Source organism: Pauljensenia sp. 20925_1_25 (assembly GCF_041433955.1).
Classification (GTDB): domain Bacteria; phylum Actinomycetota; class Actinomycetes; order Actinomycetales; family Actinomycetaceae; genus Pauljensenia.
This window is the reverse complement of sequence record NZ_JAPWCL010000022.1, coordinates 14,697-40,424: the sequence shown is the minus strand read 5'-3', so window position 1 is coordinate 40,424 and position 25,728 is coordinate 14,697. Positions and strand designations below refer to the sequence as shown.

Here is a 25,728-nt window from a genome sequence, read left to right as displayed (position 1 = left end):
CAGGCACCACAGCCAGGCACAACCTCCGCGCGCATACACGAAAGGCCGTGGCCGCCTAGGACACCTCCGCTCCCAAGCCAGCCACGGCCTCGTCGATGAAACGTCAGATGTCGTAGGTCACCGAGACGGGCGCGTGATCCGAGAAACGCTCCGCATACTCGTCGGCGCGGCCAATCTCGAAGGAACGCGCGCGCTCCCCCAGGGCCGGCGTCGCGTACTGGTAATCGATGCGCCAGCCCGCGTTATTGACGAAGGCCTGACCGCGCCACGACCACCACGAGTAGGGACCCTGCACGTCGCCAGCCAGGTCACGCACGGTATCACGCCAGCCCTCGTCCACCCACTGGTTGAGGAAGGCGATCTCCTCATCGAGGACGCCCGCGCGCTTGTTGTGGTTCGGCTTCCAGTTCTTGATGTCGGCCTGCGAGCGCACAACGTTGAAGTCACCGCACACGAGCGACGACATGCCTCCGCCCGCCTCCTCGGCGAGCAGCTCGGCCATGCGCGCCCCGATGCGCGGCAGGTGCGCCATCTTCGCCTCCTGCTTGGGCGTATCCTTCTCACCCGAGTGGAAGTAAGCGGAGACGACACGAACCGGGGTCTCGCCGCCCTCGGGGCGCACGACAGCCTCAAGCCACCGGCCCGAATCCACGTCCGACTCAGCATCATCGAGGATCAGGCGGGGATCGCCCTCCAGGCACGCGTGCCCGCGTCGCACGGCCACACCCACGCCCGCGCGCCCCTTGATGCGGCAGGGAACCCACACACTATCCCAGGCCTCGCCCATAATCTCGCGGGAGATCTCCTCCGGTGCACGCACCTCCTGCATGAGCAGCACATCCGTGTCAGACGCCCCCAGCCAGTCGAGGAAGCCGCGCTTGTGGGCGGCGCGAATGCCGTTGAGGTTCACGGTGGTCACCGTCAGGGTCATCGTTTTCTCCTTACGCGAGTTTTTCTCCAGTCTAGAGGAACGAGGAGGCGCGGCGAGGAGTTGGATTCCTCGCCGCGCCTCCCGCGTGTTATCAGGTGTCTACCGATTGTCACCGGCAGGGTCCGCTTACTGGGGGCCGAGGCCCGCCTGACGTTCCGCTGCCTCGACGACGTTCGTGACGAGCAGAGCACGCGTCATCGGCCCGACTCCACCCGGGTTCGGGCTGAGCCAGCTGGCGACCTGATCGACGCCGTCCGCGACATCGCCTTTGAGGCGGGCCTTACCGTCGGCGTCCGTCACGCGGCTCACGCCGACATCCAGGACAACCGCGCCGGGGGCCACCATCTCGGGAGTAATGATTCCCGCAGAACCCGCCGCAGCCACGATCACGTCCGCTCGGCGCACGTGATCAGCCAGGTTGATCGTGCCCGTGTGACACACATCGACCGTCGCGTTCACTTCCTTGCGCATGAACAGCAGACCGATCGAACGACCCACGGTCACGCCACGCCCAACCACACACACGTTCTTACCAGCCAGGTCGATCCCGTGGCGCTCCACGAGCTCGATGACCGCGCGCGGCGTGCAAGGCAGCGGCGAGTCGATGGGACCCGAACCGCGCAGGACCAGGCGACCAAGGTTCATCGGGTGCAGCCCATCCGCGTCCTTGGCCGGATCAATGCGTTCCAGGACCGCGTTGGTGTCGATGCCACGAGGAAGCGGCAGCTGCACGATGTATCCCGTGCACGCCGGATCAGCGTTGAGCTGATCGATGGCAGCCTCCACCTGCTCCTGCGTCGCGTCCGCGGGCAGGTCCACGCGGATCGACTCCGCGCCGATCTGGGCACAGTCGCGGTGCTTGCCGGCGACGTAGGCAACGGACCCGGGGTCCTCGCCCACAAGAATCGTGCCGAGGCCCGGGACGACCCCGAGATCGCGCAAGCGATCCACGCGCTCCTTAAGTTCAGCCTTGATAGCTGCGGCTGTCGCCGTGCCGTCAAGAACCCGCGCGGGTCCCTCCCAGGGAGCCCTCACTGCTCGAGTCCCGCGTACAGGGGGTGCTTGTCCGTGAGCTTCTTGACGCGGGCACGCAGCGCATCCACCTCAACATTGCTGCCAGACGCGCCCTGCGCCAGCGTCGTACCGATGATGTCTGCGACCTCCGCGAAGTCCTCGGCGTCGAAACCGCGCGTCGCGAGGGCGGGGGTGCCGATGCGCAGACCCGAGGTGACGGCCGGCGGACGCGGGTCAAAGGGCACCGCGTTGCGGTTGACGGTGATGCCAACTTCGTGCAGCAGGTCTTCGGCCTGCTTGCCGTTGAGCTCGGACTCGACGAGATCAACGAGGACCAGGTGCACGTCGGTGCCGCCGGTGACCAGCTTGATGCCCGCGTTCTTTGCGTCGTCAGCGCCCAGACGCTCCGCAAGAATCTGCGCGCCCTCGAGGGTACGACGCTGGCGATCCTTGAACTCCTCGGTCTGCGCGACCTTCATGGCAATGGCCTTCGCGGCGATCACGTGCATGAGGGGGCCGCCCTGCTGGCCGGGGAACACGGCGGTGTTGAGCTTCTTGCCCCACTGCTCGCCGCGCGAGGACAGGATCATGCCGGAACGAGGCCCGCCCAGGGTCTTGTGAACCGTCGTCGTGACGACGTCGGCGAAGGGGACGGGGTTCGGATGCAGGCCTGCGGCCACGAGGCCAGCGAAGTGAGCCATATCCACCCAGAGGGCTGCGCCAACCTCGTCTGCGATGTCACGGAATGCCTGGAAGTCGAGGTGACGCGGGTAGGCCGACCAGCCGGCGATGATCACGCGCGGGCGTTCGGCGAGGGCAGCCTCACGGACCTTCTCGGGTTCAATACGCATGGTCTCGCGGTCGACCTCATAGGCGACCGCCCTGTAGTGCTTGCCCGAGAAATTCAGGCGCATGCCGTGAGTCAGGTGGCCGCCGTGTGCCAGGGACAGACCCAGGATCGGGTCACCGACGTTTGCCATTGCCATGAGGGCGGCAGCATTAGCCTGCGCACCCGCGTGGGGCTGAACGTTGACGTAGTCGCCGCCGAAGACCTGCTTGGCACGCTCAATGGCGAGCGATTCAGCAACATCGACAAACTCGCAACCGCCGTAGTAGCGACGACCCGGGTAGCCCTCTGCGTACTTGTTTGTCAGGACGGAGCCCTGGGCTTGAAGGACTGCACGCGGAACGAAATTCTCAGATGCGATCATCTCGAGGGTGTCTCGCTGACGTCCCAGTTCGGCGTCCAGCACTGCCTGGATTTCCGGATCCAGCTGCGCCAGTGTCATGTCGTTGAGGGAGTCCATATGGTTCTCCTGTTGATCAGTCGAATGTGATGTCGGCAACTTCAAGCCCAGGCGGGCGGCTCTCGATGCAGGCACGCCGCTCCCCGGTGGTACCCCACCTATTTCGCCAGTCACGACGCGTGTACAAGTCTATCTCCCCCCGTTAACCCGCGCATTCTGCCAAGATGTCAGCAATCGACCGAACGGTCACCTAACATGACACCGCGACTCGTCAGACAGTCTCAATGTGTGAAATCACAGCCCATTTTCGCTTGTACTTAACCCTTTGGTTAGCAAATAAGTTAACCGTATGGATAGACTAGGGTTAACACCTAACGGTGACTGAGGCGCCCAGGAATTACTTACTCAGTAAATGTCCTGACCATCGGGGGATCCACTCCTCTAACCAACCTACAGTATTTGAGTTTGAAGAAGTAGAAGGAAGACGCACAGATGACAACTTTGACGAAGCCAACTGCACGCGCCGCCTCAACGGCTCTCGCATTCGAGCATGCGTCGGATTTCGCCGCGTCCGCCGACAACGCCATCAAGCGCATGTGCGACATTATCGCCTCGCTTATCGGCATCATCCTGCTGACACCGGTATGGATCATCGTTGCAGCGATGGTGCGCCTACACGACGGCGGCCCTGCTTTCTTCAAGCAGGAGCGCGTGGGCCTCGACGGCACGACTTTTACCATGTTTAAGTTCCGCACCATGCACGTTGATGCGGAAGCCATGAAGGCCTCGCTCGCCGAGGCTAACGAGGCCGACGCCAGCGCCGGTAATTCCGTCATGTTCAAGATGGCGAACGACCCCCGCGTCACCCGCATCGGCGCCTTCCTGCGTAAGACTTCGATCGACGAGCTCCCCCAGCTCTTCAACGTTCTTCGCGGTGATATGTCTCTCGTCGGCCCGCGCCCCCCGCTCCCCAGCGAGGTTGCGCAGTACGAGCCGCGCGTCATGGGCAAGTTCGCGGTCCGCCCCGGCATTACCGGCCTGTGGCAGATCTCCGGGCGCTCCAACCTTTCCTGGGACGAGACAGTCCACCTGGACCTGTCCTACGCCCAGCACCGTTCCCTCACGCTCGATGCATGGATCGTGCTGCAGACCATTCCCGCTCTGCTGCGCCACGAGGGAGCCTACTGATTCTTTCTGCGTGTGTGTGAATAGGGTGAGGCCCGAGCCAAACGGCTCGGGCCTCACCCTTTGACGCACACAATGCGTCGCATGCCCGCATAGATAGGGGCGCGCTATAAAAGGTCGCCACAGCGCCTTGAAGACACCTCAAACCCTCGGAACAACGCGCAGACGCTGGCGCAATCAGAGTCAGCCAGGAGCGCCAGCAGCACCCTCACAAACATTACGTGCGCCGACGGCACATAACTGACTCCACGATGACATACGCACTGACAGACTCGAGGGACCAGTAGGACAGCTCACCTCCCCTATCGGAACCATCACAGCAGGAGCGGCAATACCACATGCTAGATTTGAGCATCGATGATGCCCACAGTCGTTTGACACTGCCACCGTCAAACCCGCTCTTCGACCTCCTGAAAGCCGATGTCAAAACCTCAATAACGGTTGTTGCACACCTAACAACCTGCATATTCGTCAGTGGCACGTGCAACCTTTTTCCATCCGCCCATGAGACGCGATGACCACTTGGAATCAGGTCTAAGAGCCGCATATTATGCTCGACACACATCTTGACAGAAAGTGTCATAGTGTCTTATCTCGCATGTCATACGCCTCGCAGACCGCCAGACTTCGAACGTCTGGCAATCTCTTGCATCCTCACGACATACCCAGCCAGACCTATGTCAACGCACGACTGCGCCCATTCCGAAACACATGGTGTTGACCCGGGAGATGGTGCTGTCAGCGCGACACGTACACCCAGCTGAGACCATACGGCGAGGCGGGCCGAACCCGTGGGGTTCGGCCCGCCTCAGCGAGCATCACTTACGCCGCGCGTATCACGCCTGCGACGCCTTCTTCTCCACGACGAGGCCCAGCTCGTCGAAGGTGCCCATGGCCTCAAGGCGACGAATCAGCTCAGGCCAGTGAGCAATGAAGTCCAGAGCCTCCACCGTGTAGCGCTTCGTCAGGCGCTTGGGTTCGTGCGCGATGCGCCACGCCCAGCCCAGGCGAGCGTTGTGGACCCAGTCGGGGAAGTAGTCATCGGCTGCCTTTGCATACTGGTCGATCCAGCCGCCAGCAGTACACACAGACGCCTGGGGAACGAGGTCCCGCGCGACGGAAGCGACGACTTCCTGCAGACCAGCTCCGAGTCCGACAATTACCAGACGAGGATCGAAAGACGAGAGCAAACTCGGGTTCACCTTGAAGCGGCGGAGGCCGTCGTATCCATCGATAACCTGGACGTCAAAGCGACTGAGGCGCTCAGCTGCAGCACGCCCGGCCTCAGGAACGGCACCGATCAGAGTGATGCGGGTTCCATCGTCGAGGCGGGAAAAGACGTGGGGCAGAACAAGGTCGGCGGAGGTGCGTTCGATCTCGTGCCCGGCACCGCGCAAACGCATTTGCAGGAGGGTCCCATCGAAGCCGACAGTGTCCATGCGCGCGAGCGCGCGGAAGTCGGCGTGTAGCAGGGACCAGTGATTGAGCCAGGTGGTCGCGTGCCCACGGCTGAGCACGCGCTGGGCCATAGCAATGAAAGCAGGGTCGGACGTGTTGGCACCGACCGCGCTGGCGGCCTCGTTCGTGTCGAGACCGCCAGCGACGAGCGACTTGTCAGTCATAGTCCTACCTTAGCAGGCTTGCCTTCAGGTCGAAGGAAACTGAGACGGCACCAGCGTAGTTGGCGTGCTCTTCGACCGCGATGCGGTTAACACCGTCCTTGAGAACATCACGCGGGACGGACACCGTGGCAAGATTCTTCTTGGCTGCGCCGAGGGACACGTTGGACTTGGCGTTGGTGTTGTTCGTGACGGTACCTTCCGGCATGTTCACGCGCTTTACTTCGGTTCCGTTGACGTAGATGACGGCGCCGTCGTCGACGCGAACGTCGAGGGTAAGCTCGAAGTCAGCGCTGATGGTGCCCAGGTTCACGTCACGGGCGAAGTAGGTTGTGATGGGTCGCTCGGAGGCGGCGAGCACGAAGGGGGTAGCGGCGTCGCGGTCGCCCCAGCCCAGCGGGCTGGCTCCGTGCTTCCACTTTGACAGGTCGGCAGTAGAGTTCCACGCGGCGTCGGGAGCGTCCTTGGAGTTCCAGTAGTTCCAGTACTGTCCGGTGGGCAGGAACTCACCGAAGTTCACGCCGGATACGTCGAGTACCTCGAGGGGCTGATCGGGATCCGGGGTGATTGGCTTGTCCGGGTCGGGCTGCGGCGCGGGTTCCGGCTCGGGTTCGGGCTGCGGCTCGGGTTCGGGCACATCAGCCTTTGCCACGACCTGGACGGTGCCGTCGATGGTCATCGAGGAGCTGGACCGGTAGTTGAGGTGTGTCTCGACGGCCAGGGTGTTGGTTCCAGCGACGAGCTGGGACGCGGGGACGAAGACCAGCTGACGGTCGGCGCGCGCGGAGGCGGTCGTCACGGAGGCGGACGCGTAGGTTCCGGCGGTGACGGCACCATCGTTCATGCGCTGGCGTACGATCTCGGTGCCGTTGACGTAGACCACGGCACCGTCGTCGGCCGTCACCGCAACGTTCACGCCGCCGATGGCAGTGGGGTCAGCGACAGTGAAGGTGGTGCGCGCGTAGGTGGTCAGCGGGCGGGTCTTGGGTGTGCCGGGCTTGAGCGTGGTGCCCAGGTCGGCTGCGCCGTAGCCGATGGGTGCGGTGCCGCGGCTCCACGAGGAGTCGTCGTACGAGGTCTGGGCCCAGTCTGCGGGCACGGCGTCGGTCGACCAGTGGTACGCCCAGGTGGCGTCGTCCTCAACGAGGATGGTCGAGTCGTCGGGCTGGGTCGGCTGGCCGTTGGCGTCGACTGTGTAGGCGTGGGTCGAGGCACCTCGCAGGCCGTCGGAGGCGACGGCGCGCACGAAGAAGCGGTTATTGCCTCCCAGGGGCACGGTGATGGAGGTCGAGGTCGTGGTGGCGATTGTGCGATCATCGCGCAGGATGTCGTAGGACTCGGCACCGGGCACGGACGACCACTTGAGGGTTACTTCCTTCGCGTTGCCGTCGGAGGCGCGCAGATTGGCGGGCACGGCGGGGGCGGTGGCGCTGCGTGCGGGCATGCGCACCCAGCCGCCGGACCACTGGCCGGCCGTCTTGGAAGTGTAGGAGAAGTTGAAGTCACCGCCGGCCCACAGGGCTCCGTCATCACCCATTTCGAGGGCCCAGGCACCAGTGGAGCGCAGAGAGGACAGACGGTAGGGCGTCCAGCCGATCTGGCGACCGGTGGCCTGGTCCCATCCGCCGACCCACTGGATCTCGTCGGCGCGCGTCCATGTGTCGCCGAGGGCGAGGTACTGGTAGGCGTCCTGGAAAGCGTAGTCGGAGCAGTGGCAGGAGCCGTAGACGACGCCGGTCGCAGAGGCAGTGGTCGCCTGCAGGTCGCCGCCGTTCTGCATGGTGATGGAACCGGAGGTACGGGTCATGTCGGAGGTGTTGTAGCCGAACAGCGAGTGCTGGGAGCCACCGAAGTAGACACGCCCATTACCGACGGTGACAGCCTGCTGGTACTTGCCGATGAAGTAGGAGTGGCGGAAGGACCAGGACTGGTCGAGCTCGGCTCCGGCCCCGGTGCCCAGACGGGCAGCATTTTCGGCAACGAGGTCGTGTGCACGAGTGAAGTGGCCCGCGGCGTAGTAATAGGAGTCGTTCTCGTCCACGTCGATGTCGATGACACTGCCGTTGAACTCGGGGTTCCAGGAGCGGTCAGGCTTGCCGGACAGGTCCAGGCGGGCACCGTTGCGGGCGTACACGGAGGAGGAGCCGTTACCCGTCAGGTGCGTGAACGCGCCGCCCAGGTAGATATGCTGGCCGATGACCTTTGCAGCCTTAACGGTCACGACGGATGCGTTGCCGTTGCGGATCTGCAGGTCCCACGAGGGATCAATCTGGCCGGTGGCAGCGTCGATCAGGACGGTTCCGACGTGGGTTTCACCGTTGACCTTGGTGAAGTCACCGACTGCCAGCAGCTTACCGCCGGGCAGCTCGACGAGGTCCTTCACCTGGTTGTTGAAGTCGAAGGTCTGACCGTTCCAGTCACCGGTGGTGGCATCGAAGGCTGCCAGGCCACGGCTGGTGGTCTCCAAGCCGTTCTTGCCCTTCTGCACGCCGGTGAAGTTACCGCCGACGTACATGGTCGAGCCGACCTGTTCGAAGGCCTGGACCTGAATGCTTCCCTCTTGGATGGAGCCGTTGAGGTTACCGGTCACGCCCCACGTCGTGGGGGTCGCATATTCGGAGACCGATGCCTTCTGGGTCTCTGCGGCAGTGCCGCCGTCACCGATGGCGCGGAAAGAGGAGTCCGTGGAGCTCAGCTCGGGACGGATGTAGACCTCCGCGTAGGGATTGATGATGGAGCCGTTGCGGTGGAAGAACGACGTCGAGGAGGAGGTGTCGTACCAGGAGGACGCGAGGGGACCATAGCCAAAGCCCATCGTGTACTGGTTCTGAGGAGAAGCGTTCAGGTTGACGTAGCCCCAGCTGGTGTTCGTGCCGAAGCCTGACCACACGATACCGCCGTTGACCCACCACTCGCGGTTGAACTTGACGTTGACGGGGTGGGCGCTCTTGAAGGGCCAGATGAAGTCACGCATCTTGGGGAACTGCATGCGCACGGTCTGGTAGGCGCTGCCTCGGTGGTTCCAGGCACGCTGGACCATGACTCCGTCCGGGAGGTCAGAAACTTTGGTGCCTCCGAGCAGTCCGTTGACGGTCTCGTGGGACGCCTGGACGACCTCGAAGTCGCCGGGAGTGCGCGGGCGGGTCTGGAGGCGAGTCTGGTCGCCATTGCCCTGGCTCCAGGTTTCCCAGCCTTCACGGCCGCGACCGATCATGACCCAGCCGCCGCCATCCGTCGTCTGGTCGCAGAAGAACTGGCCGGGGGCATCCATTGTGGCCGTCTGGAGCCAGTAAGTGCCGTCCGACGAGCGTGGGTTGTTCTGCTTAATCTCCCAGCATGAGGCCGCAGCAGTCGCTTCGGAGAGGCCATCGTGGAGGGGGTCAACCGCCGCCTGAGCTGCGACGGGGCTGAGTGCAAGCACTCCGAAACCGGTTATTGATGCTAGGCCGAGGGCCAAGCAGCGGCGGATAGTCTTCATCGGATCCTCACTGGTATCGCATTAATGGTTACCCCTATAGTGTCACGAAAACCCATCACGCTCAACCATGTGGTTAGCCAAAAACGAGAGTGTTCTACCACATACGAAGGAGCCCTCGCCAGAACGGCGAGGGCTCCTCCTGTCAACAGGAATATATGAGGTCGGTCAAACTGTCCAAACTAGTCATGACATCACCTCAACCTGCATGAAGCGACACGACGTTCGCTCTATTTGGCCATTGTTGCGGACAAATCAAAGGACATGGACGGCGTGCCCTTGTAGTTGATATGTTCCTCAACGCCGATGCGATTCACCCCAGATGTCAAGTAGCTGGCAGGAATCTTCACCTCGAGCAGATCGGAGGCCGCCTGGGGGGCAGTAACCGCCGCATTCGCGTACGTGTCGTGGCTAATGTTGCCAGGCGACATACGCTTCGTGTCCACGACCTGTCCGTTGATGCGCAAGACAACACCGTCGTCCGCACGCACCTTGAAGGTGAGGCTGGTATTGGGGGTGATGGTGCCCAGGTCGATGTCACGCGCGAAGTAGTACGTGACGGGGCGATCCTTCTTGGCGATGTCCAGGCGAGTGGCCGCGTCCGAGTCTCCCCATCCGATGGGGCCTGCACCGCGCGACCAGTCCGCCAGGGATGCGGTCGTTGCCCAGTCAGTGGCGGGAGCTGCCATGGCGGTCCAGTAGTTCCACTGGGTGGAAGCCGAAGGGATGATCTCGCCGTTCGTCATGGCGCTCACGTCGATGGCCTTGGTGGCGTCCTCAAGGTTTGTGGGCGCTGAGGGTTCAGTGTTGGGAACCGGGTCCGGCTCGGGTGCGGGCTGTGGCTGCGGCTTCACATCGTCGTCCCCGGAAGCCGAATCGGGTGTTCCGTCGACGCGGGTCACGGAGGCCCACATGCCCACGGTCGCACTGCGCGTGTAGTTCACGTGCGTTTCGACTGCGATGACGTTGTCGCCGGTGGTGAGCAGTGAGGCCGGCACGAAGACCTCGGACAGGGGGTTCGAGGCCGCGCTGTAGCTCGGCGCGGCGTTGGCTCGCGTCGTGTAGCTCACGGCACCTGCGTCGATGCGCGTGCGATCAACCTCGGCGCCATTGACGTAGACCACGGCACCGTCATCAGCCAGGTACTTCACGGTGACACCCTTGAGTGCCTTGGCGTCGGCGACCGTGAAGTGCGAGCGGAAGTAGGAGGTCACGGGGCGCGCGATGTTCGACTGCAGGACGGTCGCGATGCTCGGGTCGCCGTAGCCGAGCGGGGCGGTACCGGTGGACCACTGGGAGTCGTCGAACGAGGTCTGTGTCCAGTTCTCGGGGGCGGCGCTATTGAGTGCGCGGTAGCTCCAGGTGGCACCAGTTTCCAGCAGGACGGGGTTGGCGGGATCGACCTCGCCGTCGGCCGGGGGCACGTAGACGGCGGTGGTGGCGGAGCGGTTGCCCGCAGCGTCGACGGCGCGCACGAAGAAGCGGTTGTCGCCGCCGCGCGGGACCTCAACGCTGGCCGAGGTCGTGGAGGCGATCGGGCGATCGTCGCGCAGGATCTCGTAGGAGACGGCGTCGGAGACGCCTTCCCAGGCCAGGGTGACGGACGAGGCCGTGGAAGCGGTCGTACGCACCAGCGTCGGGGTCTCGGGGGCTACATTGTCGCGGTTGTCGTAGCGAGCAAAGCCACCGTTCCACTGAGTGCGCGAAGCGTCGATGTGCGACAGGTCGAAGTCGCCGCCGACCCACAGGTTGCCGTTGGTATCGGTCGTGAGCGCCCACGCACCGGTCTTGCGCTTGGAGGAGAGCTCAAAGGGGGTCCAGTGCAGGTTTTCACCGGTGGTGGCGTCCCACGCACCCACCCACTTGATCTCGTCGATACGAGACCAGCGGTCGGACACGGCCCAGTCGTACTTGTCCTGGTAGGCCCCGTCAGAGCAGTGGCAGGAGCCGTAAATGACGTTCTTGGAGGAGATGGTGCTGGCCTGCATGTCGCCGCCCATGCTCATGGTGACGGTGCCGGAGGTGCGCGAGTTCGTGCCGGTGTCGTAGCCGAACAGGGAGTGCTCGGAGCCGCCGATGAAGACGCGGTTGCCTCCGGTGGCGATGGTCTGCTGGTACTTGCCGGCGCTCACGGTGGAAGGTTCGAAATTGAATTCGAAGTCCTGGGCGGCACCGGGCTGGGTCGAGAACTTCGCGGCGTACCAGGCGCGCTCGGATCCGTGTGCACGGGTGAAGTGTCCGCCGGCGTAGAAGGCACCGTTAGCCTCGCTGACGCCCACGGCCTGAACGGAGCCGCTGAGTTCCGGGTTCCAGCTGCGGTCGGGGCGCCCGTCGAGGGACACGCGGGCAGCGTTGCGCCCGTAGACCTTTGAGGAGCCGCCGCCACTCAGGTGTGTGAAGACACCACCCAGGTAGACGTTGCCGTCGTAGTAGTCGAGCGCGCGCACGCTCACCTGGCCGCCGTTCAGCGCGTTAGTGATCGACAGGTCCCACGAGGGGTCGACCTGACCGGTGGAGGGGTTGATGACGACGGTGCCGATGTGAGTCTCACCGTTGACGCGCGTGAAGTCGCCGGCCACGAGGAGGCGACCGTCGGGCAGGGGCAGGAGGGCCTTGACCTGATTGTTGAAGTCGAAGGCCTGGCCGGTCCAGTCGCCCGTATTGACGTCGAAGGCCGCCAGGCCGCGCGACGGGTTCTCGGAACCGTTCTCGCCCTGCTTGACGCCGGTGAAGTTACCACCCACGTACATGGTGGAGCCGACCTGCTTGAGGGCCTGGACTTGAATGGATCCTTCCGCGTAGGAGCCATTGATGTTACCGGTGACGCCCCACGAGGTTGTGGCCGCGTAGTTGGAGACGGCGCGGCTCACGGTGGAGCCAGCCTCGCCCTCGTCCGGGATGCGGGTGAAGGCCGAGGAGTCGGAGGCAACGCGCGGACGCACGTAGGCCTCGGAGTAGGCGAAGACCGTCTGGCCGTTCTTGTGGAAGAAGGAAGACGCAGAACTCAGGTCGCCACCCCAGTTTCCGGCACCGATGCCATATCCCCAGCCGACAGTCCAGCCGGTGCGCGCCGACGGGTAGACCTGGAGAGCGTTCCACCCCTGGTCGTAGCCGAGGGTATTCCACAGGAGGCCGGAGACGGGGCTGGCACCGTCCATCGAGATGCTCACCGGGTGAGCCATCTTGAAGGGCCACACGAAGTCCGTCATCTTGGAGAACTTCATGTCCAGCTTCTGGTAGGAGCGGCCCGAGGCGCTCCACGAGCGCAGGACGCGCACGCCGTCCGGCTGGTCCTTGACGTCCTCATTGTTGAGCAGGCCGTTGACAGCGTCGTTGGAGAGCTGAACGACGTCGAAGGCCGACTGGTTACGCTCGCGCGTTGCGAGCTTGGCCGGATCGCCCTTGCCGCCGCTCCACGGCTCCCAGCCTTCGCGGCCACGACCGATCATGACCCAGCCGCCGCCATCTGTGGTCTGATCACAGAAGAACTGAGCGGGGGCGTCCATCGCGGGGGTCTGGAGCCAGTAGGTGCCGTCCTGAGAGTTGGGATCGCGCTGCTTGATGTCCCAGCACGAGGCCGCCGCGGTGGCGGCGCTCAAACCGTCATGAAGGACGGTTTGACCAGGAGAAACGGGAGGTGGATTGCCATCATCTGCGTGCGCCATCGGGGCGAACGCAAGCGATGCACACGCGATAATCGGTGCAGATGCAAGGGTTACAAGGCGCGAAAGTGCGGAAGCCATGACACGGCCTTTCAGCGGGACAATAATCTTGTTGCACTAATGATTACACAACAAGGAATAGTCCATCAACCGGCCGGTCAAGTCAAACCTTCACAGGTGCCTCATACACCCCTTCCTTACCCCCGTTTTTTCTTTGCCAAGGACCCAAGTCCCGAGAGATGGAGCCGATCCCGAAAAGCCCAACAAACACAAGCGAAAACGAGGACCGAGAGGGCTGACCCAGCGACCATCCCAACGAAAGAATCGCGTCCGCACAACCATGCTATACAACCACCAGGAATTGCGGCAGATGCGCCCACAACAAGGATCGGCTTGACCACTTCAGAGATTTTCGGTGTCACACCGATGAAGCGCGACACCTGAACGGTCGCCATCACAGCGTCAAGCACCATGCAAAACGCCCAAACCGCCGCAGCTGCGACCATACCTCCACGAGGAATGAAAATGACGTTGCCCACAACGTTCAGCGTCAGCACCACAACCTTGTTCACGGCCGCCCACCCAGAGCGCCCACTCATGATGAGCAGCGAGTGAATGTTGCCCGCCATGAAGGTCACGATAGAGCCGATGCACAGGACAACGAGCACGTTCGCACCCGGCGCGAAACCATCACCGAGGATCCTCATGAGAGCCGGAGCGTAGATCGCCATGAGCGCGTAGATCGGCGCGGCGAAAAGCACCAGCCAGATAGAGGCCGTGCCGTAGAGGTCGCGCAGCTCCTTGATGCGCTCCTGGTGCAGGAGCTTGGAGAACTGCGGAGAGACGACGACGCGCAGGGCCGTATCGACGACCATGCCCGCCTGAATGAAACGGATCGCACCGCCGTAGATACCCGAGGCAGCATCGCCCGCGAGCAGGCCGACCAGCAGGACGTCCAGCCACTGCAGGGCCTGCTCGAGACCGGCAGTCAGGGTGCGAGGCAGCGCGAAGGAGACGACCTGACGACGACGCTGCGCACTCGGCCAGCGCCCCTCAGAGTCCGCCACCGACGGCATGTGCCGCAGCAGCAGCCACCAAGATGCCACCAGCACCACGACGAAGGGCAGGGCCCACGCGACTGAGACGAGCGCCAGAGAACCCGTCAGCGCGGCCGCCAGGGCCACCAGAAGGGGACGCAGGCCCGGCAGCAGCAGGTTCTGGACGAGCACGTACTCACGCATGTTACCCAGCGCCCGCAGCGCGGCGGACGCCACGAGCGTGAGTGCACCGATCGGGACGAACCAGAGGACAGCGCGGGTCGCACCCGACACCTCAGCATTCCAGATCAACGGGGCCACGGCCTCGAGAACGAGGACGCACACGGTGGACACGCCCACCGTCATCGTCGCCATAAAGGACAGGGTTGCGCGGATCTCCTGGGGCGCATCCAGGGACAGGCGAGGCATCAGGTAGATGGCCGTGGAGTCCAAGCCAACCTTCGCCAAGGCCATGACGATGGCGAACACACCCGTCGCCTGCGTGACGACGCCCGCGCCGGTCGCGCCCAACATGCGCGAGAGAATGATCGTGAAAGCGAAACCCAGGATGGCCGAGGCCATGGCTCCGACGAACCCGACGATGCCCCCGCGAGCGAGGGACCGCCTGGCTTGATTTGCCTCACTCATGATTAACCTTCCCGCTACCACGCGGTAGCCTTTCCCTATAACCGATCGATGGGAAACACATGAACTTCATCAACTCTCTCTCCCCCACCCGCAAGAAGGGCCTCGTGGCAGCAGCGATCCTCCTGGTCATCGCGCTCGTCATCGTCGTGGTGCTGCGCCTGACGGGCTCTTCCGACACTGAGACCACCGCAGCCTCCGGCGTGCAGAGCGTGGGTCCCGGCCAATCCGACGCCCCGCAATCCATCGCCAAGACCATCACGCCGCAGTCGGCGGGTCCCGCCAACGCAAACGGCGCGATGGAGACGGCCACCGAGGCTGGCGACCAGGCCTCGTACATCCTGACAACCCTGTACGACGCGTACACCGATCCCGAGCAGGCCCAGGCGACCGACCTGTCTTCCGTGCTCACCGAGTCCGCGCTCGAAGAATTCGATGCGCAGGCTGTCGAATGGGCGAAGGAAGGCCTGCACTCCGAGGGCACGCCAACTGTCGAAAACCCGCAGGTCATCGCCGATGACGGTGCCGGAAACCTCACCGTGTCGGCCTGTGTGGACTCCTCCTCCGTGCGCATCCTCAACGACGCGGGGACGTCTTTGACGGACGACACGACCATGACCCGCGCCCTCACATACTTTCAGTTTGTGAAGGATGGTCAGAACTGGAAGCTCTCCGGTGTCTCCTTCCCCGACGACCCGACCTGTTGAGTCGTTCGAGCATCCGAGTGGAGAAAGCCCCGTCGTTCGCGGCGGGGCTTCCCCATTCGCCCAGACGCACGGGGGCCGCGGCGCGGACCGTACCAGCAACGGAACCGGGCGTGGGTGTACCGGCTTGTACGGCGGCCACGCGCAGCGGGTCATTCTCTTCTTCCAGGTGACGCGACAGCAAGGCGGCAGCGACGACCGAGAGCATCAGGCCCGTGTTCATGCCGTAGTAGAACTGCTCGACCAGGGTGGCCAGCATGATGCCGCCCAGGATCGAACCGTAGACATCCTTGGCCCGCCAGATGCGCGGGAACATGCGTAGGAAGAACAGGATGAACAGGAAAATGCCAACGAGGCCGTAGGAGAAGATGACGGTCCAGAACTGGCCCTGGGTGCCCAAGGCTGGCAGCCAGGACGACGCCGAGGGGCGAGGAGCACCAAATCCCAGGAACGGCGATTCAGCAAGCTCGTCGAGGGTCTCCAGGTAGTTCGACGCACGGTCCGCGGTTGAGGAGGATTCCTGGAGACGGTCGAACAGGGACTTCGAGGCGGGCGTGGATAGCCAGGCCACCACAGCGACGACGAGGGCCCCAATGATGCCCACAACGGTGCGCCACGCCCCGGCGCGCAGGCGCTGGAAACCGACCCACGTCACGATGACGATGAGGCCGATATACATGCCGCGGTTGAGCGTTGCTGCCGCCGGGATGATCGACAGCGCGCACACGCCAACAACGATGAAACGATATGTCGAGCGCTCGCGCCACAGCACGTACGCAAAAATCAGCGCGAGCGGGAAGATCATCGAGTACACGTTGCCGTACGTATTCGCGTAGATGAACGGCGCGGAGGGACGCGGGTCGGACAGAATCCACGACGACGGGTTCCACTGGGTAGTGGCGCGCTTCGTGAACTCCTTGACGAAGTCGTTGGCATGCAGGGGCTTCGGCACCAGGTAGTACATGAGCGTCTTGAAGCGCAGCTCGGGCCACGCCATGGCGATGAAGCCACCAATCGTGGTCGACAGGAGGAAACCCCACATCGTGCCCACGATGACACGCACGCTCAGCGTCTTACGCGCGTTGTACGCGTAGACCGCAAAGATACCGGGAGCGAGCTGGAGCAGGAAGCGGTAGAACGCACCAATGACGCGCCCGCCCGAGTCGAGCATCGACATAGACGCCAACACCCACGCCAGGAAAAACATCCAGATGATCGTTCCGGGCGGGAAACGCAGACCGCTTCGGCCAAGCATCAGCACGAGCATGATGATTCCGAAGAACGGCCACATCAGGTCGCCGGAGCCCAGGACCCACCACAGCAGGTACATCGAGTAGGCCGCGACGAAGGGCCACGCCGGCAGGTCCTGCGCGTCCTCCCGCAGCGGCCCGATGCGCGCCGGTGGCGGCTTCCTCCAGATTCCGCGGCCCCAACTCACGCGCTCGTGTTCCCTTCAGGAGTGCCACGTTCCTCGGACGAGGCCGGGGCTGCGTCAGCGTTGTTCTGCGCGGTCGCGTCGGCCGCCGGCTCGTCAGCCGGGTGGAGCGGGGCGAGCCTGTTGCGCTTGCGCGAAGACAGGTAGAGGAAGGGGCCCTCCAGGAAGCCCTTGATTTCGGACCTGGTGAGCGAACCGGGCGTATCGTCATCACGGCCGGCCACGCGGGCACCGCCGGGCTTGATGCGCTTAAGGATTCCGGGAATGCGTCCCACGAGGGTGCACAGGACCGAGGGCTTCTCGATGATGGCCTTCGTCAGCAGAGCGGCCATGCCGGAGCCGTTGCCGCGAATCTGCTTATCCAGGCCGGCCTCGTCGACGCGGTGACGATGGTGCACGAGAGCGTCAGGCGTGTGGATGATGACGTCGCCTGTGGCCAAGATGCGCGCGAACATGTCGAGGTCCTCGCCACCTCGCGTCGAGGTGCCAGCGCCGAGCGCGGGGTCGAAGGGGCCGACCTCCATGAGGACGTCGCGACGCATGGCCATGCAGACGCCGGCCCCCACGCGAGCCGTCGTGATCGGGAAGAGCGGGCCTCCTTCACCCTTTTCACCCAGCACCTCCAGGCCCTCGGGCATGTCGCCCGCGCACCACACGCGGGGCTTCATGTCCTTGGGGAAGCCACCGCGCGATTCGAACCAGCGCTGAGGCTTGTAGCGTTCCTCCAGCGGCAGGGCGATGCCGGTGGTGGCAGCTACGTACGGCGATGCCGTGAAGGGGTCGATCATCGCGGTCAGCCAGTTGGGGTCGACGATCGCGTCGTCGTCGGTGAAGACGATGACCTCGCCGCGGGCGGCCAGCACGCCGCGGTTGCGGGCGCGCGACAGGCCGGGACGCGAGGCGGACACGATGGTCATGCGTGTGTCGTCGATACTCGCGAGCTTCTCGCGTGTCTGGCCGGTCTCGGGGGCGTTATCCACGACGACCAGGGTGAAGCGATGATGCTTTTGGGCCAGAATCGCGCGCACCGCAGCCTCGAGCATGTCGCAGGAGCCGACCGTGCACATGATGACCGTGGCGTCGACCTTCGCGCCGGCACCTTCTTCCCATCCGCGCGGGGACGCAGCTTCGACTGCGGCGACGCGCGCCGAGTACTCGGGGTGAGCCGTCCCCTCAATCTCAATGAAGTCAGAGTTACGCCCATTGTCGCGCACGAGAACGAGCGCGCGGGGGTCCTTCGGGTCACCCGAAATCAGCTGGGTGACGCGGGCGGTGCGGTCAACGTGCCAGATGGACGCTGCCTGATCGTCGACCATCAGGGTCTCCTCGGCACTCATTTCTTATCCTTCGAATCGGTGGAGTCGTTCTTCTTGGACGCCTTGTTGTCCGACGTCTTCTTGGGGGTCGGCTCGGAGCTGACTTCGACCTTGCGCAGGATAGCCGTCTCTTCCGGGGACGGGTCCGCCACGACCTCGTCCGTGGGTTCGATCACCTGAGCGACGGGCGCAGGCTCAGCCAGGTCCTCGGCCCCGGCCGTCACCGTGCCATCCAGGTAGAGCATGCCGTTCACCTCGCGGTTGATGATGGCCAGCTCGTTGAGGAGGGCGTGCAGCTCCTTGAGGTCGTGGCCCTTACGCACGGCGATGAGCACGTGGCGGGAAGGACGGACCTCGTCAAGCAGGGAGGCCAGGGGCTGGTAGATGTCGATCAGGCGAGGCGTCGGCACACGAGTCTCGGCGAGCGAACGCGACAGGACGCGGTGCAGCTGACGGGACTCCGCGTCGGAGGCGTCAGTAATGAGGTCGACCCAGTGGTCGCGATCAATCGCCATCGCGAGCATACGGGTGGGAGCGAGCCACGGCTCGGGCGCGCCTTCCTCGGCGCTCCACACGGGCAGGGCCGTCAGGTCAGCCAGCTGCGTGGGCGAATCGAGGGTACGAGCGCGCGTCTCACGCAGAAGCATCAGCACCAGGCCAGCGAACAGACCGACGACCGTGAAAATGAGGATCAGGCGGGACTTCGCGGGCTCAACCGTGTCAGTCGAAGCATCGCCACTCGTGATGACGAGGCCGGCGGTGGCGTGGTAGGGCTCCAGCGTCGCGGCCTGCTCCTTCAGCTTGTTGATGTCTTCGGTCAGCTCCTTGGCGCGCGGGTTAGTGCTCACGACGTCGCCGTCCTCATCCACGACGGGGTTCAGGCTTTTGAGTTCGGCCTCCAAGGTGGCAATCTGCTCGTTCACGGCGGAGGCCATCTCGTTCGCGCGCTGCTCGACGAGGGCCGTACGCTCCTTGAGATAGGCGTCCGAGATCGCGTCAGCGGCCTTGACGGCCTCGGCGCGGGTAGGCGCGGAGTACTCGATCTTGACGATCGTGCCATTCGTGTCGCCCGACACCTCCATGTTCTCGCGCAGCTCGTCAGCGGTCGCCCCGCCGCCGATGGTCGCGGCCGCGGCGTCCAGGACGGCGGCGGACTTCGCGATTCCCTGCTCAGTCACCATGTCCGTCGTGTTCGACAGCGACGCACGAATCGCGGGCGCAGGCGTGAGCGTCGGCGACGTCACAGTCATCGACACCGTCGCGGAATGCGTGACAGGTATCACGAAGGCGGCGCCAACACCAAGAAGCATGCCAAACACAGTCCCCGCAGCGATCGTCCTCCAGCGACGCCCCAGGGCGTGACGCAGGATCTGCTGGCCGCCAGTCGGCGGAGGGGTGAGGATCATGAGTGTTCTCCTTGAAGGTTCGAGCGCACCCACGCGGCGCGCGCATTCAGCCGACGTTCGAGGACGCGGCGGGACGTTGCGGGTCGAGATGCAACCCCCTGAGTGTAGACCTGCACGAAGCGCTCAAGCTCACGCTCGGCCTTGTCACGAGGAAGAGAAACGAGGGAGACGAGGCGCGGCAGCTCCTGGCCCGTCAGATGCGCCGACAGCTCGGCGAAAGCCTGGGCCTGATCCGGATTCTTCCACGAGTCCGAGCGCCACGCCTTATTTCCCGTCACCTGCCCGGGGTGGATCCGATACAGCAAGCCCCAGGCGGCCAGGCGACGAATACGACCACCCGCGGACGCAACGCGCATCCACAGGTCATAGTCTTCAGCGGGAACAGCGCGGTAACCGCCGACACGGTCAATGATCTCGCGCGTCGCCAGCATGGTCGGGTGGCACACAGGGTTGGTGAGCAGCAGATGCCAGCCCATGTCCTCGGGCGTGATCTCATAGGGCATGCGCGGCACCGGACGAGAGCCGCGCAACTCGATCATCTGCGTGAAAACCATGTCGTCGCCACGTTCAATGGCGCGCATCGTGCGCTTGAAGCGCCCTTTCAGGGAGACATCATCGGCGTCCATGCGGCCAACCAGGCGCGAATCGGTGCGCTCCATCAGCTGAGTGAGGACGCGCGAGACGCCGCCCTCACCCGGGGTAATGTCTTCGATGCGCAAGCGAGGATCGACCACTCCCCCGCGCGACGCGCCGCGGATGGCCTCGCCGACCGTCGAATCCGACGACGAATCATTGCCGACGACCAACTCCGAGTCCGTCGGCATGGCCGCCAGGGTCGAAGCCACGGCGCGCGCAATCGTGCCCGCAGCGTTACGCGCGGGCAGGATGACGGAGAGCTCAGGCATGACCGTCCCCCTGCTTCGCCGCGGCATCCAGGGCGCGCAGGTCGCGGTAACGGCGACGCAGCGACATCGACGAGTGCGCGACGGCGACCACAGCCAGGAAAGTGTAAAGCACCATGAAAGGCGCGCCGAGGCCCCACAGCGCGAACGTCCAGCACACGACGCCCGGGTCGGTGGGCAGCAGGATGAACGAACGCAGGTTGCCACCACGGGTCTGCTTGCGCCCCGCGGCGCGCACGAACTGCTCGGCGAGAATCTGGCTCATGAACTGACCCGACGTCACCCACCCGTAAACGAGGGCGACAATAGCGAGCCACCAGGACTCGGGGCGGTACACCATAACGGCAGCCGCCGTGCAGAAGTGAATCGCCGGGGAACGGAACGCATCCGCCACGTGGTCCACCCACTCCCCCGTCTTCGACGACGCACCGGTCACGCGCGACACCTGGCCGTCCGCCGAGTCAAACATGAAACCGACCGCCAGGGACGTGCCCACGATCAGACCCGTCCACCACGCAGGTTCGAGCGCGACAAGGACGATGAGACCGAGCGTCGAGAAGCACACCGAAATGAAACTGACGAAATTCGGAGTCCAGCCGAAAGCCGCGCAGGCGGCCGCCACGACGCGCGCAGCCCCACGGTTCACCCAGCGCATGTACGCGGGAACACCCGCGCCCGGCTTCTGCGCAGCGGCCAGGGCCGCACGATACGTCGTGAAGCGAGTACCCCACGAAGCACCCGGCTCAAGCACCACGGGGAGGCTCACTGTTGCCCCCCTTCCGTCGCCTTGTCGGACTTGTCAGCCGAGGCCTCGTCACTAAAGTCCTCAGGCGCGATAAAGCGGCGCAGCTTCGTCGACGACGTCGACGGCGTGTACGGCAGATAGACGACGCGCGCGCCGACCTCCGCCATCTCCGCCTCAAGCTGAGCGCCCTTAGGAGTGCCCTTCCAATCATCGCCCTTGAAGAGCACGTCGAAAGGCTGGAGCCGCCACGCCAGGCGCTTATCCTGATCCAGGTCCACGACCACCGCATCCACGAAACGCAGCGACGACACGAGGTCACAGCGCTCCTTCAGCGGAATAACGGGCGCACGGCCCTTCATGCGGATCAGCGCCTCGTCAGAGGTCACGCCGACGACCAGACGATCGCAGCGCTCGCGGGCGGCGCGCAGGATGTTGAGGTGTCCCTGATGGAACATGTCAAAACCACCGGGAACGTAGCCGGTGACAGGAGCGTGTTGCTGAGTCGTTTCGTCCACGTAACAAGTGTGCCATTTATCAGACGGTCAACGCGACGCTTACCCGCTAAATGACCGAAAGATCACGTCTCAGCGTTGCAGGCAAAGTGACAAACACATTCGCGGAAGCGCATGATCATGGGCAAATATGACCGCCTGGCCACACATTTTCTTGTTACAGGACGCGACACGCCGGGAGGCCCTCACGCGACACTTTCACGGCGCTGCGACTGACATACGCGCAGATAGAGGGTGCCCACCGCGAGAGCCAGCCACGGCCTCGTCGGTGGGCACCGCACCTCAGCGGAGCGCCGGGTCAGTGTTTGACACCCCGAGCACCCGACGTCAGCGTGAGAAGACAACCGTGCGGTTGCCGTTCATGAGGACGCGCCGCTCCGCATGGAAGCGGACGGCCTGGGCGAGGACGCGCCGCTCCACGTCCTGGCCGAGCGCCACCATGTCCGGCGTGGAGTCGGCGTGGGAGACGCGGGTGACGTCCTGCTCGATGATCGGCCCCTCGTCAAGGTCGGCGGTCACGTAGTGCGCGGTCGCGCCGATCAGCTTGACGCCGCGATCGTGGGCCTGCGCGTAGGGGCGCGCGCCCTTGAAGGACGGCAGGAACGAGTGGTGGATGTTGATGACGCGGCCCTGCATGGCGCGGCAGACCTGGTCGGAGAGGATCTGCATGTAGCGGGCCAGGACGACGAGTTCCACCTTTTCGGAGGCGATCAGGTCGAGGAGCTGGCGCTCCGCCTGGGCCTTCGTGTCCTTCGTGACGGGGATGTTCAGGAAGGGGACGCCGTAGAACTGGGCGACGGGTGCCAGGTCCGGGTGGTTGCCGACGACCGCGATCACGTCGATGGGCAGGCCCTGCGTCTGCTGGCGGTACAGGAGGTCGGTCAGGCAGTGGCCTTCGCGCGACACCATGATGATGGTGCGCAGCTTGCGGCCTAGGTCGTCGACGCGGTAGGTTGCGCCGAATTCTTCAGCGACGCGGGCCAGGCCATCGTCGATGGGCGCGCGGCCCTTCGGGGAGTCCACCTCAACGCGCATGAAGAACGTGCCCGTGTCGGGGTCGCCGAACTGCTGGGACTGGATGACGTTGCCGCCGGACTCGCCGATCACGCCCGTGACGGCGTGCACGATGCCGGGGCGATCCGGGCAGGACAGGGTCACAACAAGCTGCGCGTTTTCAGTCATGGGAGCCAGTCTAGCCAGGTTCATACCCTGCAACGAGGCCGGGGCACGCTTTGCGGGAGATGCCACGGGGTTGCGGGGTGGGTTTGTTGCGGGGCGAGGCTGCATCGTTGTGGGCGTTGTTGCGGTCGGGGTTATTGCTGGGCGGGGTTGCATTGTTGCGGTCGGGGTTGCGTTGTTGCTTGGTGGGCTACTGCCTGAGCGGGCACCGCCACGGTTTCACACACGTTTTACGAACAGCCAGGGCTAACGGCCAATTTCACGCGCCGGCGGTGGCCTTGCCCCTTCAATCCGCACGTTAACCCGCTATTCCGAGTGTGGGCAGCCTCGCCCACGTACCGAACAGGGGGTTAAGGTGCGGAACAGCGGGTTAGCGCTCCGGGTGACAGACCCAGGGCACCATCCATCGGGATCGGTTGCCACACACCACACCATAGAACTGCGACGCTGCGACTCCCGACAGGGTATTCGCTTGACACTCATGCCGCCTTAGCGTTCGTTGCGAGACTATCTGCCTGGACAGGCTGCTACGATGCGAAGCAGTGAACCCAGAGCAAAGGAGCCAGCATGGTCCCCGCCGACTATGAGCACAAGAGCACTAACGAGGCAGAAGAGAACACCTCGAAACAAAAGAACTTCCTCGAGAGATTGAAGTTCTGGAAGCGCTGCAAACAGGAAGAGGAAGAACCTGCACGACTAAACCCCATGCCCCCCTGCCTAATGAAGTGGTGGACCCCACTGCTCGTAGCAGCCATCTTTTTTGGCCCGAGTCTCATCTTCGCAATCATCTGGGGAGGCCAACCTCATTGGCCATCATCCAAAGCGATGCAACTCTGCATGACGATCACCGGCGCAGGCCTCGCATTCTCCGCCTGGCAACAGAGGAGCAGCGACAATGCGACTCGCGAACTAGAAAGAGCTACTGAGACTCTCTGGCACATGCGCAATACCGCGCACAAACTCCTCTCCGCAAATTCATATTATGATCAATACGAAGGAATCTGCAGATACTTCGAACTCGCAGACCAGCTTAATAGAAGTAAGCAAAAAGAATCGAACACGACACGAATCTTAAACAGCGCCATCCTCAGGGCACTTTGCGCACACATAAGATACTTAGGAGACCCCCTTCCCAACAATTTTGAAAATGAAAACGAGAGGGGAGAATTGCAGAACCTAATACTGAACAACATCCTTGAACGAATCAACACCAACCTCGAAGGCTACTGGGACGGAACGTCAATCAACTTAACAGACATCACATTCCTCACCTCCATTTCAATCACCAACTTTACAAGTAGTTCAGTGATTCACTTCAATCATTCAACTTTCAATCATAAGGTGAATTTGGAGATTTTTCAAAAGGCGACATTGCTATGGAAATATGCCACCTTCCATTCCCAGCTCGCAGTAACAGGGCAACCGAAGGGCACTAATAACGAGAAACCAGTACTACACCAAGACAACTTCCCCACAAAACTTGCTTCTTCACAATTTGAAAATATTTCAATCTGCATTTTCGGGGACGTGACACATCAGATCACTCCAAAAGGAACTTCCACAAACGCCTCCAACCTTTACTTCAAAGCCTGCAACTTCCTAAGAGGAAAAAGTACACAGCATCAATCACAGGAGGCTACCAAGGACGCCGACACTACTTTTTTTGACGAAGGAAAAATATCCGAGCCCCCAGCCAACTACACCTGGGCAACAATTTCATTCAACTTCAATTCATTCCACCAGGAACACACAACCAAGCTTTACTTCACAAACTGCATTTTTGGAAGAATCGGCCGCATCACGGGGCAGACAATTCCGAGCATGAATTTTACCAGATGTGAAATTACCCAAGCCGATGAGGCGGAGTGCACCAAAGACGCTCCATGGAACTTTGAATTCTTCGATTGCACATACGCCCCCTCGCCCGAAGCTCAAACACTACACGACAGGCAGGAAGAGAACTGGTAATTCACCATTATATACAACATCAGGTCCACTCATGAATTAAGGCAACTTATCATATGTCCGCATGCAACCAACACTATGTTGCATATTCAGAACCAGTTAATCATCATCCCGCAGATTAGGCGAGCTTCGGATAATAAGCTCTACTTAATCACGGGCGCGTATGACCGTGCCCGGGCGTTCATGCAGGCGAATGGGAATGCGACTCAGTGGCCCGACGGATACCCGGGCCGGATTGACGCTGCGGAAGACATCGCGTGCGAACACTGCTTCCTTGTGTACGACGACGAGGGGCCACTCGCCGTCTTTTCTTTCGCTCCCGGGCCAGACGAGACCTACGCCAAGATTGTCGGCGCGTGGCATTCCGACACCAACTACCACGTGATTCACCGCGTGGCTGCGGTGCGAGGACAAGGTGTTGCTCGAATGATCTTCACGTTCGCGGCTGAGCACGCTGACTATCTGCGCTGCGACACCCATGAGAACAACACACCGATGCGGCGCGCGCTCGAGTCCTTCGGATTCCAAGAGTGCGGAACGATCACCGTCGCAAACGGCACGCAGCGCATCGCCTACGACTGGATCAAAGAGCCACCACGCGACAGCACCTCACGGTCGTAACGCCCAGCCGGCCGCAGATGCGTCCCACACTTTCGCATGCAATTCCCCGCCGACACAGATTGACGACACCTCAGAAACCGCATGATTCCAACGGTTCGGTTTCAAAATCTGAAATACTTGTGGTGGAA

At 63.1% G+C, this 25,728-nt stretch carries 18 protein-coding genes and 1 riboswitch; of the genes, 4 read left to right on the top strand and 14 right to left on the bottom strand.

Features of this window, described 5'->3' with window-relative positions:
- Positions 1-103 precede the first annotated feature (103 nt).
- The 3 genes from O3932_RS09075 to glyA form a co-directional block, all read right to left on the bottom strand.
- Positions 104-931: an exodeoxyribonuclease III gene (locus tag O3932_RS09075; protein ID WP_371537882.1), complete on the bottom strand. Its 828-nt coding sequence runs from the start codon at positions 929-931 to the stop codon at positions 104-106.
- A 126-nt stretch (positions 932-1,057) separates the two neighbouring features.
- The gene (locus tag O3932_RS09070) at positions 1,058-1,966 is read right to left on the bottom strand and encodes a bifunctional methylenetetrahydrofolate dehydrogenase/methenyltetrahydrofolate cyclohydrolase (protein ID WP_371537880.1); all 909 of its coding nucleotides are present in this window, start codon (positions 1,964-1,966) and stop codon (positions 1,058-1,060) included.
- A complete protein-coding gene (glyA, locus tag O3932_RS09065; protein WP_009649221.1) occupies positions 1,963-3,252 on the bottom strand; it encodes a serine hydroxymethyltransferase in 1,290 nt (429 codons plus the stop codon). The genes O3932_RS09070 and glyA overlap by 4 nt, the downstream gene beginning before the upstream one ends.
- Positions 3,253-3,290: 38 nt before the next feature.
- Positions 3,291-3,376, bottom strand: a riboswitch (ZMP/ZTP riboswitch).
- Between the two features lie 308 nt (positions 3,377-3,684).
- Between glyA and O3932_RS09060 the strand changes: the two genes are divergently transcribed.
- Complete coding sequence (locus tag O3932_RS09060) at positions 3,685-4,380, top strand: sugar transferase (protein WP_009649220.1); 696 nt, start codon at positions 3,685-3,687, stop codon at positions 4,378-4,380.
- Positions 4,381-5,213: 833 nt separating this feature from the next.
- On the opposite strand, the gene O3932_RS09055 is transcribed toward O3932_RS09060, so the two are convergent.
- From O3932_RS09055 to O3932_RS09040, 4 genes are all read right to left on the bottom strand, one after another.
- Complete coding sequence (locus O3932_RS09055) at positions 5,214-5,999, bottom strand: WecB/TagA/CpsF family glycosyltransferase (RefSeq protein WP_296505120.1); 786 nt, start codon at positions 5,997-5,999, stop codon at positions 5,214-5,216.
- Between the two features lie 4 nt (positions 6,000-6,003).
- Positions 6,004-9,474 carry a fibrinogen-like YCDxxxxGGGW domain-containing protein gene (locus O3932_RS09050; RefSeq protein ID WP_371537877.1) on the bottom strand — a complete coding sequence of 1,157 codons (3,471 nt, stop codon included), beginning with the start codon at positions 9,472-9,474 and terminating at the stop codon, positions 6,004-6,006.
- 227 nt (positions 9,475-9,701) lie between these two features.
- Positions 9,702-13,214 (bottom strand): fibrinogen-like YCDxxxxGGGW domain-containing protein, encoded by a 3,513-nt coding sequence (locus O3932_RS09045; RefSeq protein ID WP_371537874.1) that lies wholly within the window; start codon positions 13,212-13,214, stop codon positions 9,702-9,704.
- A 116-nt stretch (positions 13,215-13,330) separates the two neighbouring features.
- Positions 13,331-14,818, bottom strand: coding sequence for an oligosaccharide flippase family protein (locus O3932_RS09040; protein WP_296505126.1), 1,488 nt, complete (start codon positions 14,816-14,818; stop codon positions 13,331-13,333).
- Between the two features lie 59 nt (positions 14,819-14,877).
- Here O3932_RS09040 and O3932_RS09035 point away from each other — a divergent pair, with 59 nt between their 5' ends.
- Positions 14,878-15,522, top strand: coding sequence for a hypothetical protein (locus O3932_RS09035; RefSeq protein ID WP_034505169.1), 645 nt, complete (start codon positions 14,878-14,880; stop codon positions 15,520-15,522).
- Here O3932_RS09035 and O3932_RS09030 read toward each other — a convergent pair.
- The 7 genes from O3932_RS09030 to purU all read right to left on the bottom strand — a co-directional run bounded on the left by O3932_RS09030 (position 15,443) and on the right by purU (position 23,017).
- Entirely contained in the window at positions 15,443-16,957 is a 1,515-nt protein-coding gene (locus tag O3932_RS09030) for an O-antigen ligase (RefSeq protein ID WP_009648478.1), read from the bottom strand. The genes O3932_RS09035 and O3932_RS09030 overlap by 80 nt on opposite strands.
- The gene (locus tag O3932_RS09025) at positions 16,954-18,291 is read right to left on the bottom strand and encodes a glycosyltransferase family 2 protein (RefSeq protein ID WP_371537871.1); all 1,338 of its coding nucleotides are present in this window, start codon (positions 18,289-18,291) and stop codon (positions 16,954-16,956) included. Before O3932_RS09025 ends, O3932_RS09030 begins: the two co-directional genes overlap by 4 nt.
- Positions 18,288-19,676 carry a membrane protein gene (locus O3932_RS09020; RefSeq protein ID WP_009648485.1) on the bottom strand — a complete coding sequence of 463 codons (1,389 nt, stop codon included), beginning with the start codon at positions 19,674-19,676 and terminating at the stop codon, positions 18,288-18,290. Before O3932_RS09020 ends, O3932_RS09025 begins: the two co-directional genes overlap by 4 nt.
- Positions 19,673-20,581: a glycosyltransferase gene (locus tag O3932_RS09015; RefSeq protein WP_296505135.1), complete on the bottom strand. Its 909-nt coding sequence runs from the start codon at positions 20,579-20,581 to the stop codon at positions 19,673-19,675. The genes O3932_RS09020 and O3932_RS09015 overlap by 4 nt, the downstream gene beginning before the upstream one ends.
- On the bottom strand, positions 20,574-21,344 hold the full coding sequence (locus tag O3932_RS09010) for a CDP-alcohol phosphatidyltransferase family protein (RefSeq protein ID WP_371537868.1): 771 nt from the start codon (positions 21,342-21,344) through the stop codon (positions 20,574-20,576). The genes O3932_RS09015 and O3932_RS09010 overlap by 8 nt, the downstream gene beginning before the upstream one ends.
- Positions 21,341-21,838 carry an adenylyltransferase/cytidyltransferase family protein gene (locus O3932_RS09005; protein WP_371537865.1) on the bottom strand — a complete coding sequence of 166 codons (498 nt, stop codon included), beginning with the start codon at positions 21,836-21,838 and terminating at the stop codon, positions 21,341-21,343. The genes O3932_RS09010 and O3932_RS09005 overlap by 4 nt, the downstream gene beginning before the upstream one ends.
- A gap of 324 nt (positions 21,839-22,162) precedes the next feature.
- Positions 22,163-23,017 (bottom strand): formyltetrahydrofolate deformylase, encoded by an 855-nt coding sequence (gene purU / locus O3932_RS09000; protein ID WP_034505165.1) that lies wholly within the window; start codon positions 23,015-23,017, stop codon positions 22,163-22,165.
- A 564-nt stretch (positions 23,018-23,581) separates the two neighbouring features.
- On the opposite strand from purU, the gene O3932_RS08995 reads away from it, so the two are divergent.
- Both O3932_RS08995 and O3932_RS08990 read left to right on the top strand, forming a co-directional pair.
- On the top strand, positions 23,582-24,982 hold the full coding sequence (locus O3932_RS08995; RefSeq protein WP_371537861.1) for a hypothetical protein: 1,401 nt from the start codon (positions 23,582-23,584) through the stop codon (positions 24,980-24,982).
- Between the two features lie 75 nt (positions 24,983-25,057).
- The gene (locus tag O3932_RS08990; RefSeq protein ID WP_371537859.1) at positions 25,058-25,600 is read left to right on the top strand and encodes a GNAT family N-acetyltransferase; all 543 of its coding nucleotides are present in this window, start codon (positions 25,058-25,060) and stop codon (positions 25,598-25,600) included.
- The last annotated feature ends 128 nt before the right edge of the window (positions 25,601-25,728 follow it).